The following is a 17,214-nucleotide window of genomic DNA, read 5'->3' on the forward strand; positions in this document are numbered from 1 at the left end:
TTCAGGTATTACCTAAAGCTTTACCCCTCATTTGGACGGGTCGATGGTGGTTTAGTGGTAATATCTTTCTAGGGAGCCTCAGAATAACTCCGTGATACCTCTGGCATGCAGAGCGGTTCACAATCAAGGCGCGACTTCGCAGGAATGTCTAGACCTTTCAAGAAGGTAGAAGGGCTATTTGAGTATCAATGGACGCTTTACTATTCAATTTCCACGATATTGTTCTGATAATGACCAGTTATCAGTGCGCTCTTTTTGCACTGTTGTTGTTAGTGATTCGTCGTGAGCGGCGTTTCAGCAATACCTTGTTGGCGCTATTTCTGTTCTCGCAAGCCGCTATTCCCCTGGATATCCTGATTAATTTTGGTGAGGGTTTCCGCAGTTGGTCCATTGAGACCTCCCCGAACTTGTTTTTTGTATTTGGCGCAGCCTACTGGTTAGAAGGTCCCCTGTTACTTTGGTATACCCGCTCCTTAACTCGCGAGGGGTTTAGGATTTCCAGGCGGGACCTTTGGTACCTGCTGCCTTTTTTACTGGCAGTCGTGTTTGAATATTTCTCCTACTGGCAATTTGATAGCGAAACCAAGACAGCCATGCTGCGTGGGGAGAATTTAACAACTGGCTCAGTGTTCGATCACTTGTTGGGATTGGCTCGTGAATCGCTTCGGGTACTTTTCGGTGTTTTGTGTCTTTTTGAGGTGCGTCGATGCCGCAGGCAGATTCGAGATAATCATTCCAGTATTGAGAAAATTGACCTGACTTGGCTGCTGGTGTTGATCTGGGGCTTCTTGCTGGTTCGTATTTGGGCTCTGATGATTAACCTGGCGGTTGGGCTGGCGCAGGAGTGGCAGCTCCAGTTGGATATTGGAGCGATGGGGCTGTTTAGTAACTACGCCGTATTTGTTTTGGTTAGCGCCATGATCTTCTTTAGTCTCAGTTACTCCTCAATGTTTGAGGGCGATGGGCATAAAGTGGAGAAGTCCGGGGAAGATGTAAGTTCTGACCAGGAACAGGATGCTAATGGGGAGCCTGAGATTGATCTGGAGTTGGCAGCCCAAATTGAAAATTATATGCGGGAAGAAAAGCCTTACTTGGTTCCAGCCCTTACACTAGAGCAGCTGTCCGGGCAGTTACAGGTATCACGCAGGTTGCTTTCACAGACTATTAATCGTCATTTTCAATGCAACTTCTTCGAGTTTGTAAACCGTTACCGTATAGATGAGGCAAGACGGATGTTGCGGGAGCCGCAAAATGCGGGGCTCACCGTGATGGAGGTAATGTTGTCCTCGGGCTTTAACACCAAGGCTACATTTAACTCCTTTTTTAAGAAAATGGTGGGTATGACGCCGACCGAGTACCGCCGGCTTAATTGCGAAGCCAGGGCTGGCAGTGAGAAGGGTACTATAGAGCCCAGCTAAAGGGCTCTAGCCGCCTTTGCTGGGTTTGGCGGTATACTTTTGAAAATTTGATTCTGGCTCGACCCCTTGTGAAACCCGTAGCCCCCCCAGAAAAACTCCCAACTCTGATAAAGGGATTACTAAAGTCCCACCCTGCCAGCGGCCAGTTGTGGGTGGGGTTTTCTGGTGGTCTGGACTCCACTGTTCTCCTGCACCTTCTGGTAACTTGCCAGGTTCCCGTGCGTGCGCTTCATATTCACCATGGCCTAAATACAAATGCGGACATTTGGCTGGCTCACTGTAAAGAGTTTGCTGAAAATCTGGCGGTACCCTTTACAGCCATCCAGGTTGCTGTTGATTACAAAGATGGCGGATTGGAGCAGGGGGCTCGCCGGGCGAGATATGCGGCCTTCAATCAGGTGATGTCCGAAGGTGATCAAATTCTGCTCGGTCACCACGCGGATGACCAAGCTGAGACTTTCCTGCTGCGCTTAATGCGGGGCGCGGGCGTGTTGGGATTGGCCAGTATGTCCGAGAGTCGAACTATCGGAGATAATAAGTACTTACTGCGCCCTCTACTCAGGGCGGGGCGAAAAGAGCTAGAGCAGTGGGCTGAGGCTCACGGATTGAGCTGGATTGAAGATGACAGCAATGCGGATGAGGCCCTGGAGCGTAATTTTTTGCGGCATCGAGTTGTGCCACTGCTCAACCAGCGTTGGGGAGTGAGTCGCCAGATCGCTCGGGCAGCGGAGAACCTGAGGGAGTCTGCGGACTTGCTGTCTGAGTTGGCACTTGCAGACCTGGAGGAGGCTGATTTAAAGGTGGAGCGATTTGGCGAAAGTCTGGCCCTGCCTCGCTTCTTCAGCCTTAGCGAGGGGCGCCGTAAAAACCTTGTGCGGCATTGGGTGTTGCGCCAAGGGGGGCAGCCGCCAGAGTCGGCCCTATTAAATCAGGCGCTTTCCCAGGTGACTCATGCGGCAGAGGATGCACAGCTTGAAGTTAATTTGGGTGGGCAAGTGGTGCGGCGTTTTCGGAATCGCCTTTACCTGACCCCTGAGCTGGCGCCAATTGCCAATAACTCCGATAAAGGTTGGCACTGGGATGGCCGCTCTAATCTGGCTCTGCCAGCGGGTGGCATTCTTCGGCCCTCTTCGGATTGGCCAGTGGACGACTATAGAGTGTGTTATCGCAGGGGGGGGGAGCGTGCGCACCCGGTAAATCGCTCCAGGTCACAAACGCTTAAGAAGCTCTTGCAGGAGTGGGCCCTTGAGCCCTGGCTCAGGGATCGTGTCCCATTGGTATTTTTGGGGGATGATCTGGTGGCTGTCGCGGGGCTCTTTTCATGCAAAGCAGGCTGCGCCATCCCGGATGAACCACCCGGCTGGCGGTTTTTCGATTGAGTGTTAAGGGGGTTTCTGCTACCCTGGCGCCCCGTCTAAAAGGCACCGGGAGAAGCTGGATTATCCGCCCGGGCCAGCCCTGTAAGCTCGACATTCATCGAGCGCTCAACTGACCAAGGTTTTGCATGACGCGCTATATTTTTGTAACTGGTGGCGTGGTTTCCTCGTTGGGGAAAGGTATCGCCTCCGCCTCTTTGGCCGCCATTCTCGAGGCCCGTGGCCTCAAGGTTACCATCCTCAAACTGGACCCCTACATCAACGTAGACCCGGGTACCATGAGTCCCTTCCAGCACGGCGAGGTGTATGTCACCGAGGATGGTGCCGAGACTGACCTGGACCTGGGTCACTACGAACGCTTTATCCGTACCCGGATGTCCAAGCGTAACAACTTCACCACCGGCCGCGTGTACGAAACCGTACTGCGCAAAGAGCGCCGTGGTGACTACTTGGGTGGCACCGTACAGGTGATCCCCCATATTACCGACGAGATCAAGCGCCGCGTTGTAGAAGGTGGCCGCGATGTCGATGTCGCAATTGTTGAAATCGGTGGCACCGTAGGTGATATCGAATCCCAACCGTTCCTGGAATCTGTGCGTCAGCTGCGTGTGGAAATGGGCACCAATCGCGCCCTGTTGATCCACCTGAGCTATGTGCCTTTCCTTGCCACTGCTGGTGAAACCAAGACCAAGCCGACCCAGCACTCTGTTAAAGAGTTGCGTTCTATCGGCTTGCAGCCGGATATTCTGCTGTGCCGTTCCGAGCGCGAGATCGATGAGGACTCCCGCCGCAAGATCGCACTGTTCACCAATGTGGAAGAGCGCGCTGTTGTACCGCTGCCCGATGCCAAGACCATCTACGGCGTACCGCGTCTTCTGCACAGTTACGGCCTCGACGATATCGTTGTGGAAAAACTGCAGCTGGAATGCCAGGCACCAGACCTTTCCGAGTGGGACGAAGTGGTCGATGGCAAGCTGAACCCGCAGCACGAAGTGAAAATTGCCATGGTTGGCAAATACATGGAGTTGCTGGATGCCTATAAGTCCCTGATCGAGTCCCTGACCCATGCGGGTATCAAGCATCGCTGCAAAGTGGATATCGACTTTATCAACGCTGAAGACGTTGAGGGTGAGAACGGCATTGACCTGATCAAGGATGCCGATGCAATCCTGGTTCCAGGTGGGTTTGGTGAGCGCGGTTTAGAGGGCAAGCTTGAATCTGTTCGCTACGCTCGTGAAAACAATATTCCTTACCTGGGCATCTGCCTCGGTTTACAGTCTGTGGTTATCGAGTTCGCGCGCAATGTGCTCGGCCTCGAAGGTGCCAACAGTACTGAATTCAATACTAAAACCCCGCACCCTGTTATCGGCCTGATCACAGAGTGGATCGATAGCGAAGGCAATATCGAGAAGCGCGACGAGCAGTCCGACCTGGGTGGCACCATGCGCTTGGGTGGCCAGGAGTGTCGTTTGGCTAAAGACACCAAGGCTCGCGATATCTACGGCGCAGACGTCATTGTAGAACGCCACCGCCACCGCTACGAAGTGAACAACAACTACGTTGATCGCCTGCAGCAAGCTGGTTTGAAAATTGGCGGCTGGTCTGCAGACGATACCCTGGTAGAAATGGTTGAATTGCCGAACCATCCCTGGTTCGTTGCTTGCCAGTTCCACCCGGAATTTACTTCAACCCCGCGCGACGGCCATCCGCTGTTCGAAAGCTTTGTTGCCGCCGCAATGAAGCAGCGTGAAAACCAGGGTTAATCAGTAATCCGCCCCCGGTCTCTGTGACTGGGGGTGAGATGACAGGGAGCTGACAGTGAAAACAATTGAAGTCGGAAATATTCAGGTCGCCAACGATAAGCCCTTTGCGCTGTTTGGCGGTATGAATGTACTGGAATCCCGCGACCTGGCGATGCAGGTGGCTGAGCACTATGTAAAAGTCACTGAAAAACTGGGTATTCCCTATGTTTTTAAAGCGTCTTTTGACAAGGCCAATCGCTCTTCCATCAATTCCTATCGCGGACCGGGAATGGAAGAAGGCCTGAAGATTTTTCAGGAAATCAAAGATACCTTTAAGGTTCCCTTGATTACCGATGTCCACGAAGTACACCAGGCTGCTCCGGTTGCCGAAGTCGTGGATATTATCCAGCTGCCGGCCTTCCTGGCCCGCCAAACTGATCTGGTCGCGGCTATGGCAGCGACTGGTGCAGTGATCAACGTCAAAAAGCCCCAGTTTATGAGCCCGCCGCAAGTTAAAAATGTGGTGGAGAAATTCGCTGAGTGTGGCAACGAAAATATTCTTTTGTGTGAGCGCGGTGCCTGCTTTGGCTACGATAACCTGGTTGTCGATATGCTGGGCTTTAGCACCATGATCAACGCCTCCGGCGGTGCCCCGCTGATTTTTGACGTCACCCACTCACTGCAAATGCGCGATCCTTCCGGTGCAGCTTCTGGTGGTCGCCGTGCACAGGTCACTGAGCTGGGCCGCGCAGGTCTGGCTATCGGTATTGCCGGCCTGTTCCTGGAAGCACACCCGAGTCCAGACAAAGCATTGTGTGATGGCCCCAGTGCATTGCCACTGGAAAAGCTGGAGCCATTCCTGGCGCAGATGAAAGCGGTAGATGACCTGATTAAAGGTTTTGAGCCGCTGGATACGAAATAAAAAAGAAATATTTTTGCGCGCCCTGATTGGGCGCGCGGCACTTTCCCCTCTGCTATTTAGCCTGAGTGCTGTAGCAAAAAGTGCGTAAAGTCTGATTTACGAAAACCTATTTTCAGTAAGTACCAATACGGAGCCCATTGTAAATGAGCAAGATTGTCGCTGTTAAAGCCTTTGAAGTAATGGATTCTCGCGGTAACCCTACCGTTGAAGCCGATGTAATCCTGGAGGATGGTTCTATTGGCTCCGCCTGCGCCCCCTCCGGTGCCTCCACAGGCTCCCGTGAAGCGCTGGAACTTCGCGATGGCGATAAAAGCCGTTACTTGGGCAAGGGTGTCCTGAAAGCGGTTGAAAATATCAACACTACTATCGCCGACCTGCTCAAGGGTATGGATGCTACTGATCAGCGCGCCCTGGACAAGGCGATGATTGATGCCGACGGCACTGAAAATAAGGCGAACTTCGGCGCCAACGCTATTTTGGCGGTTTCCCTGGCTGCCGCTAAAGCAGCTGCCGCTTCCAAAAAAATCCCCTTGTACCAGCACATTGCTGAGGTAAACGGCACCCCGGGCGAGTACTCCATGCCGGTACCGATGATGAATATCCTCAATGGCGGCGAACACGCTGACAACAATGTGGATATTCAGGAATTTATGGTTCAGCCCGTTAAGGCTGAATCTTTTGCCGAAGCTCTGCGCCAAGGTGCTGAGATCTTCCACTCCCTAAAGAAAGTACTGTCCAGCAACAGCCTGAACACTGCAGTTGGCGATGAAGGAGGCTTTGCTCCGAACCTGCCTTCCAACGAAGCAGCGCTGAAAGTGATTGCTGAAGCGGTAGAGAAGGCCGGTTACACCCTGGGTGATGACATTACCCTGGCTCTGGACTGCGCTTCTTCCGAGTTCTACAAAGATGGCAAGTACGATCTGGCTGGCGAAGGCAAGCAGTTCGATAGCGAAGGTTTTGCCAGCTACCTGGCCGATCTGTCCGCCAACTATCCGATCCTGTCTATCGAAGACGGTATGGACGAGAGTGATTGGGACGGTTGGAAAGTACTCACCGATAAAATTGGTGAAAAAGTACAGCTGGTAGGCGACGACCTGTTCGTAACCAACACCAAGATCCTGAAGGAAGGTATCGAGAAAGGTGTCGGTAACTCTATCTTGATCAAGTTCAACCAGATCGGCTCCCTGTCCGAGACTCTGGATGCGATCAAAATGGCTAAAGATGCGGGCTACACCGCTGTGATCTCCCACCGCTCCGGTGAGACCGAAGATACTACTATTGCGGATCTGGCGGTTGCGACTGCTGCTGGTCAAATCAAGACCGGTTCCCTTTGCCGTTCAGACCGCGTAGCCAAGTACAACCGTCTGTTGCGCATCGAAGCTGAGCTGAATGGCTCCGCTCCTTATCGCGGCCGCGCTGAATTCAAGTAATCCATTATTTGAATTAGCGTGCAAGTACTACAAAGAGGGGCTAGCCCCTCTTTGTAGTACTATAAATACGAACAAGCGAAATATCGTAATCTCGTATGAAATGGCTGCTGGCAATACTCACCATTATGCTCCTCGCCACCCAGTACCGACTTTGGGTTGGTGAAGGTAGTCTCGCCGAAGTTACCCGTCTCAAGCGTCAATTAGCCCAACAGCAAGAAAAAAATATCGCGCTGGTGCGGGAAAACCGTCAACTGTTTAGGGAAGTCCGCAGTTTGAAAGTTGGCACTGATGGTGTGGAAGCGAAAGCCCGTTATGACCTGGGACTGATCAAGGAAGGGGAAACACTGTTTATCTTCCTGGATAAGGAAGAGGCTGAAAATTGATTAAGGATTATTGGGTCATTGTACCCGCTGCCGGCGTTGGCAAACGTATGGGGGCTGATCGCCCGAAACAGTACCTGCCATTGCTCGGGCGACCACTGCTATCCCTGACTTTAAAAAATATTCTTGGGTGGCCAGGTTTGGCTGGCGTTGTAGTATCGCTATCGGAGCAGGATACCTACTTCCCTCACCTGAAAGAAGCAAACCACCCCTTGGTACACACCGTCATTGGTGGAGCTGAGAGAGCAGACTCTGTTCAGTCCGCCCTGGATTTCCTGGCGGAGCGAGAAAGCGGCGATACTCCGGTTTTAGTCCACGATGCTGCACGACCCTGTGTGTCTGAGCGCGATATTTGCGCTTTACTCAGTGACGAAGTCTCACCGATGGCACTTTTGGCGCGCCCCGCAAGCGACACATTAAAGCGCAGTCATATGACTGGCGGTGTAGCCTGTGTGGAAGAAACGGTTGACCGCGAAAGTATTTGGTTGGCGCAAACCCCACAGCGGGCCCCTCTCAGTACTCTGCACTCATGCCTTGGTAAAGCCCTGGAACAAGGGGTTGCTGTAACCGATGAAGCCAGTGCACTGGAGTTTTTTGGCCATTCACCGCAATTGGTTGCGGGTGAAAGTGACAATATTAAAGTGACGCACCCCGCCGATATCATAATTGCAGAAACTATTTTACGTCTGCGCTACTCCCCGACCGAGGATAAGCGATAGTGAGTTTTCGAATAGGCCAGGGCTTTGATGTGCACGCATTTGGCCCAGGTGATCATGTAGTGCTCGGAGGAGTACAAATCCCCTATGGGTATGGTTTGGTAGCTCATTCTGATGGGGATGTTTTACTGCACGCCCTATCGGATGCCTTACTGGGTGCTCTGGCCCTGGGAGATATCGGTAAACACTTTCCCGATAACGATGAACAATTTGCCGGAGCGGATAGTAGAAACCTGCTTCGACATGTTGTTGGATTAATCGATAGTAAAGGGTATCGCCTGGTTAATGCGGATATGACGTTGATTGCCCAGGCCCCCAAAATGGCTCCGCATATCGATGGAATGCGAGTCAATATTGCCGCTGACTGTGGTGTTGATTGCGATGCGATCAGTGTCAAAGCAACCACTACAGAAAAGCTTGGATTTACTGGTCGCGGTGAGGGTATCGCCGCGCAAGCTACTGTTTTATTAGAGCGCAAAGATGTCTGAAGTTTGGAACCTGGATTGGCCCCGAGCGCTTGGGGGTGCGGTAATTTCTGGTGATTTTCGCACAGAACCAGAAGATTTTATTGTCGATGAATTGGCTATGCCACCGGCTGATAAAGATGGTGAGCATGTTTACTTACAGGTTAAAAAGCGCGGGGCAAATACCGCTTGGGTTGCCAAGGAATTGGCGAAGTTAGCCGGGGTGCAAAGCCGGGATGTCAGCTTTTATGGCTTGAAAGACCGACATGCTGTTACCACTCAATGGTTCAGTGTATGGCTCGGACAAAAGCCAGAAGCAGACTGGTCGCAAATTAACAGCGATGAGATTTCATTGCTCCAGGCCTTCCGGGGGCCACGCAAGTTGCGTCGTGGCGAGCATATGGGGAATCGCTTCAAGATTCGGCTGCGAAATGTAGAAGGTGATCGGGACAAAGCAGAAGAAGTACTTCAGCTGATTCCCAAAGGGGTGCCCAATTACTTCGGTGAGCAGCGCTTTGGGATTGATGGCAATAACCTTAGCCTGGCAAAAAACTTAGCTGAAGAGGACGGTCGCTGCCGCAAAAGCGAAAAGGCCTTCGCCATGTCTGCTGCCCGAAGCTGGCTGTTCAACCAGGTTTTGGCTGAACGAATCAACACCGGAACCTGGCAGAGCCCTCTCGTTGGAGAACCTGAAGATTACCCAACTGGGCCTCTTTGGGGGCGTGGCAGAAATCTGTCAACGGATGCCCTGGGGCTGTTGGAAGAGCAAGTGTTGTCTCCGTGGCAGCCTTGGTGCAACTGGCTGGAGCACTGCGGTCTTAGCCAGGAGCGCCGGGCCATGATTTTATCCCCGGAGGCGTTTCGCTATGAGTGGGAAGGTGATCATTTAATCGTCGAATTTGCCTTGCCACCGGGTACTTTTGCTACGGCTTTGCTACGGGAGATAGCTCAGCTGGTCAATGTTAAACAGTGCACATAAAATTTGTATTTAGGTGACTGGCACTGTTGCACAAATCATGGACAAGAAAAGAATATGGATCGCTTGAGACAAGAAGGTCTGGGGATGACTTCCCAGCGAACCCGTAATCGCTTGATCCAGCGATTGCGGGAAGAGGGGATATCCAACGAGGAGGTGCTGGATGTAATGGCGTCCACTCCTCGACACCTCTTTCTGGATGAAGCCCTGGCTATTCGGGCTTACGAAGATACTGCTTTGCCCATAGGGTATGGCCAAACTATTTCCCAGCCATACATTGTCGCCCGTATGACTGAACTCCTACTGAGTAGAGCCAAGTCTCTACACCGAGTTCTGGAAGTGGGTACGGGCTCTGGCTACCAAACGGCCATTCTTGCTCGCTTGGTCGAACAACTTTATTCCGTCGAGCGTGTCGAACCTCTATTGGAAACCGCTCGCCATCGGTTGGGGGAGCTGGGTTATAGCAATGTAGAGTACAAGCTCAGCAATGGGGGCTTTGGTTGGAAAGACGAGGGTCCTTACGATGCAATCCTGGCTGCAGCAGCACCTGCAATGATTCCCGATGAGCTGCGAGAACAGCTGGCTCCCAATGGGGTTTTGGTAATTCCGGTGGGGGCTGAGCAGCAATACCTGACGATGGTGACTCGTCGTGAGGATAGTAATAAGTTTGATGTGGAAAAGTTGGAAGCGGTACGTTTCGTGCCTTTACTCGGTGGCGTGGTTCGATGAGATTTACTGAGGTTCTAAAAAGTCGCTACCCCGGAGTACTTCTGCGGGGAATGGCAATGGGGGCTGCCGATGTGGTACCCGGTGTTTCCGGGGGAACTATTGCCTTTATTACCGGCATCTACCAGGAGCTTTTGGACTCCCTCAGTCGAATAGGCCCGCATTGTATTACAGTATGGCGGAAGGAGGGGTTTCTATCCACTTGGCGCTATATTAATGGGAGCTTTCTGCTCTCTCTTTTCCTTGGGGTATTGTTGAGCGTTTTTAGCTTGGCCCACCTGATTAGTGGCTTACTGCAAAATTATCCAATTGTTGTGTGGTCTTTCTTTTTCGGTTTGGTTATCGCTTCTATTGTTCCCATTGTGAGAAATATCCCCCGGTGGTCGCCATCTGTTTTGGTTTTTCTCGTACTGGGTATTGCGCTTGCAGTAACAGTGAGCGAGATGCGGCCTTCGGAGATACCGGCAACTCCACTTACACTATTTTTATCAGGTGCTTTGGCAATATGTGCGATGGCACTGCCGGGAATTTCCGGCGCTTTCCTGCTGTTATTAATCGGGATATACCCCAAGGTTTTAGCTGCAGTTCATGAACTCCAAATTTCAAACCTATTGTGCTTTGCGGCAGGAGCGGCAATAGGTCTGATGCTCTTCAGTCGGTTGTTGTCTTGGCTGATGCACAAATATGTAGCCAGGACATTGGCATTTCTTGCCGGGGTTTTGTTGGGTAGTTTGAAGATTATTTGGCCCTGGAAACTGCCTATGCCTGGGGAAATCGAAGCATCAAGCAAATTGGCCCCTTTGCTATCCAACACTTCTCCGCTAACTTATGTCGAGCAAACCGGCGACAGTGCTCATTTGGGGGGCGCAATTGTTGCGGCTCTAGTGGCAGCGCTCTTAGTTCTCGCTGTAGACTTCTTTGGCAAGGTGCACAGAGAGAAGTCTTGCGCCACTCCGCAATAAGATCTGGAAAATCTCGGTATGGCAGCGTTTTATCAAACTTTTCCAGAGATTTTTGGAGCTTTTCTTTAGACACTTTTTCCATAAATGCCGTGGTCTGATGTAAAAAGAGAATAATGGAATGTCATCTTTTGCAACCTCTTGAGCGCCGATGTTGGCGGAACAAACTCCCTAAAATCGGTCATTGTTTGTGGGGGGTGTTTAAAATATTAGGCTTGCTGGTTCTGCTGCAGGCCGTTTCCTCCTGTTCCAGCCACAAAGCCCCCTCAAGCTCCCTACGCCAGCCCCCGAGTATCAAAATTACCCACCACACAGTTGGTAAAGGAGATACCCTCTATTCGATAGCCTGGCGTTACGGCAAGGATTTTCGCCAATTGGCGGCGATAAATGGTATCCGCTCCCCTTATCAAATATATCCTGGGCAGAGAATCAGGCTGACGGGTTCAGTGCCAACCAAGAGCACTGCCAGCACGCAAAAGAAGCAAAAAGTGCCAGTCGCAAAAGCTAAACCGAAAACAACACAAACGACCACTGCTAAAAAATCTTTAACACCAAGCCCAAAGCGCCAATCAACAGCATCTCGCCGGAGCGGATCGGTCAACTGGCGCTGGCCCGCCAAGGGGAAAGTGATTAGTCACTTCCGCTCTGGGGACCCATTGCGTAAGGGAGTTGATATCGCGGGTGAAAAGGGTGAGTCTGTACTGGCAGCGGCTGATGGCACCGTGATCTACGCAGGAAGCGCCTTGAGAGGTTATGGAAAGCTGCTGATCGTCAAGCACAACGAGGTTTACCTCAGTGCCTATGCACACAATCACCGGTTGCTCGTAAAGGAGGGCAGCAGGGTAAAGGCGGGGCAAAGGATAGCGGAACTGGGTTCGAGTGGTACCGACCGCAACAAGCTCCACTTTGAGATTCGCAAAAACGGTCAGCCAGTAGACCCTCTTGCCTACTTACCGTAAGTTCACGGCCGCAGTAAAGCTCTGCAAATAAAAATGGACTTTTAACTAGTACCACTTGAGGTAGTCACTGTAATCGTGGCCATCCCAGGGTCAGCCGATTCAGTGGCTGTCGCCACATACCTGCGGCATTGATAGTTGTGTTATCAATGTCCGAGTGTGTTGTGCGGCTGAAATTGGCAAAGTACAAGGAGCAGGGGAAATGGAAGCACAACGGCAAGACCAGTCTATGGCTGGCCAGGCAGAAGACTTTCCTCCTGAGTTAGACGTTGAAAATGATGAGCAGAAATTAGGTTCAACTGAAGCAGGTGTTAGTCGCACGCGGAAATCTGCGGCTAAAAAGAGTTCCGCACCCTCCCAGGCAGAGAAAAGTAGAGTTTGTAGATTGGATGGCGATGGCCATTTGCAGAAAAATCTCGACGCTACTCAACTCTATCTCAATGAAATTGGATTCTCCCCCCTATTGACCGCAGAAGAAGAGGTGTATTACGCGCGCAAGGCTTTGCGTGGAGATGCTGCGGCAAGAAAACGAATGATCGAGAGCAATCTTCGCCTTGTTGTAAAGATTGCTCGCCGCTACGTTAGCCGAGGTTTGGCACTGCTGGACCTTATTGAGGAAGGCAATCTGGGCCTGATTCGAGCAGTTGAGAAGTTTGATCCAGAGAGAGGTTTTCGCTTTTCCACTTACGCCACCTGGTGGATACGTCAGACGATAGAACGGGCCATAATGAATCAGACCCGGACCATACGCCTGCCCATCCATGTCGTGAAAGAGTTAAACGTGTACTTGCGTGCATCTCGAGAGTTGGCGCAAAAGCTGGATCACGAGCCATCTGCAGAAGAAATTGCCACCCTCCTTGAGAAGCCAGTCGAAGATGTCGAGCGTATGCTGGGGCTCAATGAGCGGGTTACTTCTGTAGATACTCCCATTGGGCCCTCTTCTGAGAAGACCTTGGTAGATACCATCCCCGATCAGCAGGAATCTGACCCAGCAGAGCTTTTACAGGACAGGGACCTTTTTGACAGCATCAACCGCTGGTTGGGAGAGTTACCTGACAAGCAGTGTGAAGTGGTCTCTAGGCGGTTTGGTTTGCGCGGTTTTGAAGCGAGCACCCTGGAAGAAGTAGGGCGTGAAATCGGTCTCACCAGGGAGCGGGTCAGGCAGATACAGGTGGATGCACTGAAACGTTTAAGAGAGGTTATGGAGAAGCAGGGGCTCGACGGGCATTCACTATTTGGCAATTTGTAGCCTCTACTCCTTGATAATACCCCACTGCCAGTTTCTGGCTGTGGGGTTTTTTATCATCTCTTCTTACTGAGCTGAAGTCTTCGGGCTATGAGTTACTTCCTTACCCAGCGTCCCAGGTTGTCCTGGTAGTATTCTCCGGGTGACAAGCGGGCTTCCAACTTTTCAGCGGCGCGTGTTGCCACTTGGGCTATATCAATTTTATTGCGTTCAGCGATTCGAGCGTAAGCAGCTTTTCGCTTGGCATTCACTTCTTTGACCAGTTTTTCCAGTTCTGGTGAGCTGGCATCTACGATAGCGATGTATCCGCTATTGGCTTCACCAACCAGGCCCTTACTTTTGGCTTCATTCAGGGAAATTGCCATTGCAGGCAGGGCGATTAATAAGCTCAGTGCCAAAAAGGCTTTCATTAATGTCTTCATATTTGCCTCCTTAGAAAATCCCTTCCTTGTCTTCAAACAGGTTGTCCAGGTCCTTGTCGACCTTGACCCGAATTTCATGCTCAATTTTCACATTCAGGTTTACTGTAATTGGCTCACTGGGAGCCTTGACCGCTACAGTGGGTGTACACCCTGTAGCAACCATAGCGTATAGCAGCCCCATAGGAATCAGTCGGCTGGCTTTCATCTGACACTCCTCACAGTACCTCTTTGGTACCCTTTTACTTTTTGTACCTAGCCCGTGTTACCTGCCTGGTTCAGCAGGTGAGTTGGATGCCGGCAGACCCAAGTATTTTATTGAGTCAACCTTAACCGGTGATGAACCAAGCAGGCTTGTACATACCAATAAAGGCTACTTCACTCCTGACCTATTGGTCCAGCTGCTTTTCCAGGGTTTCAGTCAAATCACGACTGGCTTGCAATGAGCGCAGCATATCTGGGATATTGTTTTCAAGGTTCAGGTTGATCACCAGGTCTCGATCAGAATCGATAGCCTCACTTCGACCAACCAGCTTTAGCTGTAGTTGGAGATCTCCGCTGGCTGGATAGTCTATGCTGCCTTCCAGTGTTTGAAACTCATAATCTTCCAGTGCATTGGCTATCAGCTTAAGTTGGGGGTTGCTTGCCAGCATCTGCGGAGAAAAGGCTCCGTAGTAGCGTAAGCGTCCGCCTGGAGCTTCACCCTGAAGGTGGCCGGCTTCCACAGTGATACCCTCAGGTCCCGTTACAATGGGGATTTCCAAATTAATTAGCCCGCTGGCCTCAAAGTTCTCTGAGTCCGTCTCCTGAGCTAAAGCCTTTAGAGAAATACCTTGTGCATGTACAATGCTTTTTCGAGTCTCTTCAGCGAGATTCCAAATAAGGGCTGATGAAGTAACCTTGCCTTGCAAAAAATCAGCAGAAAAATTATGCAATGTAATATCTTTCTGTTTGTCCAGTTGCAGTGATAACTGGATATTTTTCACTGGTAAGCCCGCGTTAATAGATTCTATCGATAGTGGGTATGGTGTAGGTGTGATCCAGTGGCCATCTTCGTTTTCTACTTTTAGATCTCCACTGATTCCGGTGGCAAAACTATCTTTATAGGTTGCTGCAATATCGTCCAATAAAACATGGATACTATCTTTGGACTGGGAGGGCAAAGACACAGAACCACCGGCAGAAAGTCTGCCCGAGACGATATTGAGGGGAAGGCCCTGGATCGTATCGTTTAGAGAGCGATCCGTACTAAAGGTCACTTCAGGAACGGAAAATTCAACTCCACCTGAGGATTTTGATAAGTCGTAAGAGCCGCTTAAATCAATTTTAATTGCACCTGCTTTAATTTGACTATGACTTGTTAGCTTATTGTGTTGCAGGGATAGCTTGCCTTTGGCTGAAGAGTTAACCTTGTACTTTTCCGGTGTCTCAATCTCTAAATTGTTACTATTAAATTCACTGTCCAGCGCTGTAGCACCATTTTTGATGGTAACAATACTATCAAGAAAATTGAGGTCTCCAGAAAGGGAAAATTGCTCGGTGTTGATAATTCCAAACTGACTGCTTATTTCTGGGAGAGTACAGATTGTAGGTTCTGTTACTTCGCAGTGTACTGTTGGTATATCTAAGTTTACTCTGTCAGCCTCCAATGTTTTGGTTGTTATTTTTTCTCCAGATACTTTAATGTTCTCTAGAGTGAATTTTTGACCTTTAAGATTGCTTTCAATCTTTGCCTTGGCCGTTGAACTTAGATTGGTAACTGCTAATTCTCTGGCCCGCTCATAAAGTTGGGATACTTTTGTCTTCAGCTCAAAGTTACAGGCACTGATATCAGAGAAGTGACATTGTATGTCGCTAGCGGTTAACTGTACTGTCGAGTCCCCATTGGAGCCTTGTATCGTTGCAGTTAGAGATCCTTGTTCGATCTTAATATCTCTTTGGTTGGGATTGGTCAGGTCACCTGTAATGGAGATAAGATCTTTAATGCTTGCCTGTATCTTGCTCTGATGTAATCCAGTAGTAATTAAAGGAGAGTTTTTTCCTGAAGTGGAAGCTGAAATATCCAATTGAATAGTTTGGTTTGGTATCAATTCTAATTGAAAGCTATTTACTTCTGGAGAGTTAATATTGTTAAGCGAACTTAGTTGAAGTTTACCCTTAAATGTCACATCTCCATTAACACTATCAATAGGTAGTGCTGGCAAGTGTCTGAGATATAGGGGGGAATTAACTATAGTATTTGCACTTGTTAGATGAAAAGTACCTTCGATATCTAATTCGGGAGATGTCGCCGATGTGCTCGAGCTAAAGTCCGCACTTAATAGCGGGGTATTGGTGTTTTTATCAGTACCTAAAGCTATATCAAGCTCGCCACTCCCCTTGATATGTCGAGGTTTAAACGGAAATAGTGATTCAAGTGTTATTTTTATTGGATTGCTTATAGATAATTTGGCTTCTATATTGGAGTTTGGTTGAGCGTATGGGATTGTGGCCTTTAGATCATTGCCATTAAGTTGAATGTCAATTTCTCGGTAGCTTGAAATGGATAGCAGATTGTCTGGCAAGCTAATCGCGGTGGTAGCTATAATTTTGCCTGATACTGTCGGCTTAGTTGTGGAGCTAGCTTTAGGTTCAAATATCTCTATCAGTGGGGCTATAGATTCCAGCTCTGATACAAGTTCACTGTTTAAAACCCATGTGTCAGTTTCTAGTTTAGCAATAGTTATATCAGCTTCAGACAGAATCTTTGAGTTGTTAGTTAGTATTCTGGGTTTTAGTTTGATTTCTGACAAACCTAAATAAGCCTCAAAATATAAATTAAGCTCGCCAAACTGGGGGTGTTTAAGGGGAGTCTCGGCATGAATTTTTGTGTTGTCGCGAGCTATATTTAGTGGACCGCCAATCAATTGGCTATCGAGTACTATTTGCTTAACAGATATCTTGCCTGGCAAAAAGCGGGTTAGACTTTGGCTTAGGGTACTTAACGATAATGTATTATTTGTCTTGACATTATTTTCCGGGAGCTGCTCGTCGATATGGGCTTTGGTAACGATATCTTCAGCTTCCATGCTCCTGGTTAGCTTTTCTATTGATAGTTCAATTTTTTGAGTGTTATCTCGGTCATAAATAATATGGAAAGGATAGACAATTTTTACTCCCTCGAGGAGGATAATACTATTTACACTGGACTTTAGGCGAACTTCCTGGATAGAAACTTCTTTAAAACCCAGTCGTAGTCCTGTCAGCTCCTGAATAACTACCTCTCCTGAGAAAATATTGATTAGCTGAGAGGCAACGATATCCTTTTTCCACCAGCTAGCTGCTATGAGGGCAGCTAAAAAACAAGATAGAGTTATGATGGAGATACGGAGTTTACGCACACTGAACCTCGGAATTCCCGCAAGAGATTAGCTCAAACTTAAATCTATTATTCGTTACGAAAGGGCGAAGTAGGAGTACTTTATTTCCTTACTTCTACCTTATG

General features: G+C 49.7%; 16 protein-coding genes. 13 read left to right on the forward strand and 3 right to left on the reverse strand.

Annotation, left to right across the window (positions count from 1 at the left end):
• Window positions 1-188: 188 nt before the first annotated feature.
• From ACJJIQ_RS02870 to rpoS, 13 genes are all read left to right on the forward strand, one after another.
• Window positions 189-1,418 carry an AraC family transcriptional regulator gene (locus tag ACJJIQ_RS02870; RefSeq protein ID WP_445363650.1) on the forward strand — a complete coding sequence of 410 codons (1,230 nt, stop codon included), beginning with the start codon at window positions 189-191 and terminating at the stop codon, window positions 1,416-1,418.
• A gap of 68 nt (window positions 1,419-1,486) precedes the next feature.
• Complete coding sequence (tilS, locus tag ACJJIQ_RS02875; RefSeq protein WP_445363651.1) at window positions 1,487-2,797, forward strand: tRNA lysidine(34) synthetase TilS; 1,311 nt, start codon at window positions 1,487-1,489, stop codon at window positions 2,795-2,797.
• 125 nt (window positions 2,798-2,922) lie between these two features.
• Complete coding sequence (pyrG, locus tag ACJJIQ_RS02880) at window positions 2,923-4,557, forward strand: CTP synthase (protein ID WP_252085084.1); 1,635 nt, start codon at window positions 2,923-2,925, stop codon at window positions 4,555-4,557.
• A gap of 55 nt (window positions 4,558-4,612) precedes the next feature.
• Window positions 4,613-5,458, forward strand: coding sequence for a 3-deoxy-8-phosphooctulonate synthase (gene kdsA, locus ACJJIQ_RS02885; RefSeq protein ID WP_444912445.1), 846 nt, complete (start codon window positions 4,613-4,615; stop codon window positions 5,456-5,458).
• Between the two features lie 143 nt (window positions 5,459-5,601).
• On the forward strand, window positions 5,602-6,888 hold the full coding sequence (gene eno / locus ACJJIQ_RS02890; protein ID WP_444898143.1) for a phosphopyruvate hydratase: 1,287 nt from the start codon (window positions 5,602-5,604) through the stop codon (window positions 6,886-6,888).
• Window positions 6,889-6,983: 95 nt separating this feature from the next.
• On the forward strand, window positions 6,984-7,271 hold the full coding sequence (locus ACJJIQ_RS02895) for a septum formation initiator family protein (protein WP_282931806.1): 288 nt from the start codon (window positions 6,984-6,986) through the stop codon (window positions 7,269-7,271).
• Window positions 7,268-7,987 (forward strand): 2-C-methyl-D-erythritol 4-phosphate cytidylyltransferase, encoded by a 720-nt coding sequence (gene ispD / locus ACJJIQ_RS02900; protein ID WP_444898142.1) that lies wholly within the window; start codon window positions 7,268-7,270, stop codon window positions 7,985-7,987. The genes ACJJIQ_RS02895 and ispD overlap by 4 nt, the downstream gene beginning before the upstream one ends.
• Window positions 7,987-8,472, forward strand: a complete 486-nt coding sequence (gene ispF, locus ACJJIQ_RS02905; protein WP_202862866.1) for a 2-C-methyl-D-erythritol 2,4-cyclodiphosphate synthase — start codon at window positions 7,987-7,989, stop codon at window positions 8,470-8,472. Before ispD ends, ispF begins: the two co-directional genes overlap by 1 nt.
• Window positions 8,465-9,427 (forward strand): tRNA pseudouridine(13) synthase TruD, encoded by a 963-nt coding sequence (gene truD / locus ACJJIQ_RS02910; RefSeq protein ID WP_445363652.1) that lies wholly within the window; start codon window positions 8,465-8,467, stop codon window positions 9,425-9,427. Before ispF ends, truD begins: the two co-directional genes overlap by 8 nt.
• 54 nt (window positions 9,428-9,481) lie before the next feature.
• Window positions 9,482-10,153 (forward strand): protein-L-isoaspartate(D-aspartate) O-methyltransferase, encoded by a 672-nt coding sequence (locus tag ACJJIQ_RS02915; RefSeq protein ID WP_444898140.1) that lies wholly within the window; start codon window positions 9,482-9,484, stop codon window positions 10,151-10,153.
• Window positions 10,150-11,112 carry a DUF368 domain-containing protein gene (locus ACJJIQ_RS02920; protein WP_444898139.1) on the forward strand — a complete coding sequence of 321 codons (963 nt, stop codon included), beginning with the start codon at window positions 10,150-10,152 and terminating at the stop codon, window positions 11,110-11,112. Before ACJJIQ_RS02915 ends, ACJJIQ_RS02920 begins: the two co-directional genes overlap by 4 nt.
• 194 nt (window positions 11,113-11,306) lie before the next feature.
• Window positions 11,307-12,068: a peptidoglycan DD-metalloendopeptidase family protein gene (locus ACJJIQ_RS02925; RefSeq protein WP_444915906.1), complete on the forward strand. Its 762-nt coding sequence runs from the start codon at window positions 11,307-11,309 to the stop codon at window positions 12,066-12,068.
• Between the two features lie 199 nt (window positions 12,069-12,267).
• The gene (gene rpoS, locus ACJJIQ_RS02930; protein ID WP_413664895.1) at window positions 12,268-13,314 is read left to right on the forward strand and encodes an RNA polymerase sigma factor RpoS; all 1,047 of its coding nucleotides are present in this window, start codon (window positions 12,268-12,270) and stop codon (window positions 13,312-13,314) included.
• 92 nt (window positions 13,315-13,406) lie between these two features.
• Here the strand turns inward: rpoS and ACJJIQ_RS02935 are convergent, their stop codons facing one another.
• From ACJJIQ_RS02935 to ACJJIQ_RS02945, 3 genes are all read right to left on the reverse strand, one after another.
• Window positions 13,407-13,733, reverse strand: a complete 327-nt coding sequence (locus ACJJIQ_RS02935) for a YdbL family probable chaperone protein (RefSeq protein ID WP_282931814.1) — start codon at window positions 13,731-13,733, stop codon at window positions 13,407-13,409.
• A gap of 10 nt (window positions 13,734-13,743) precedes the next feature.
• Window positions 13,744-13,938, reverse strand: a complete 195-nt coding sequence (locus ACJJIQ_RS02940) for a YnbE family lipoprotein (RefSeq protein WP_282931815.1) — start codon at window positions 13,936-13,938, stop codon at window positions 13,744-13,746.
• Between the two features lie 181 nt (window positions 13,939-14,119).
• Complete coding sequence (locus tag ACJJIQ_RS02945; RefSeq protein WP_445363653.1) at window positions 14,120-17,110, reverse strand: intermembrane phospholipid transport protein YdbH family protein; 2,991 nt, start codon at window positions 17,108-17,110, stop codon at window positions 14,120-14,122.
• Between the last annotated feature and the right edge of the window lie 104 nt (window positions 17,111-17,214).

The organism is Microbulbifer maximicatervae (SeqCode) (genome assembly GCF_052468295.1).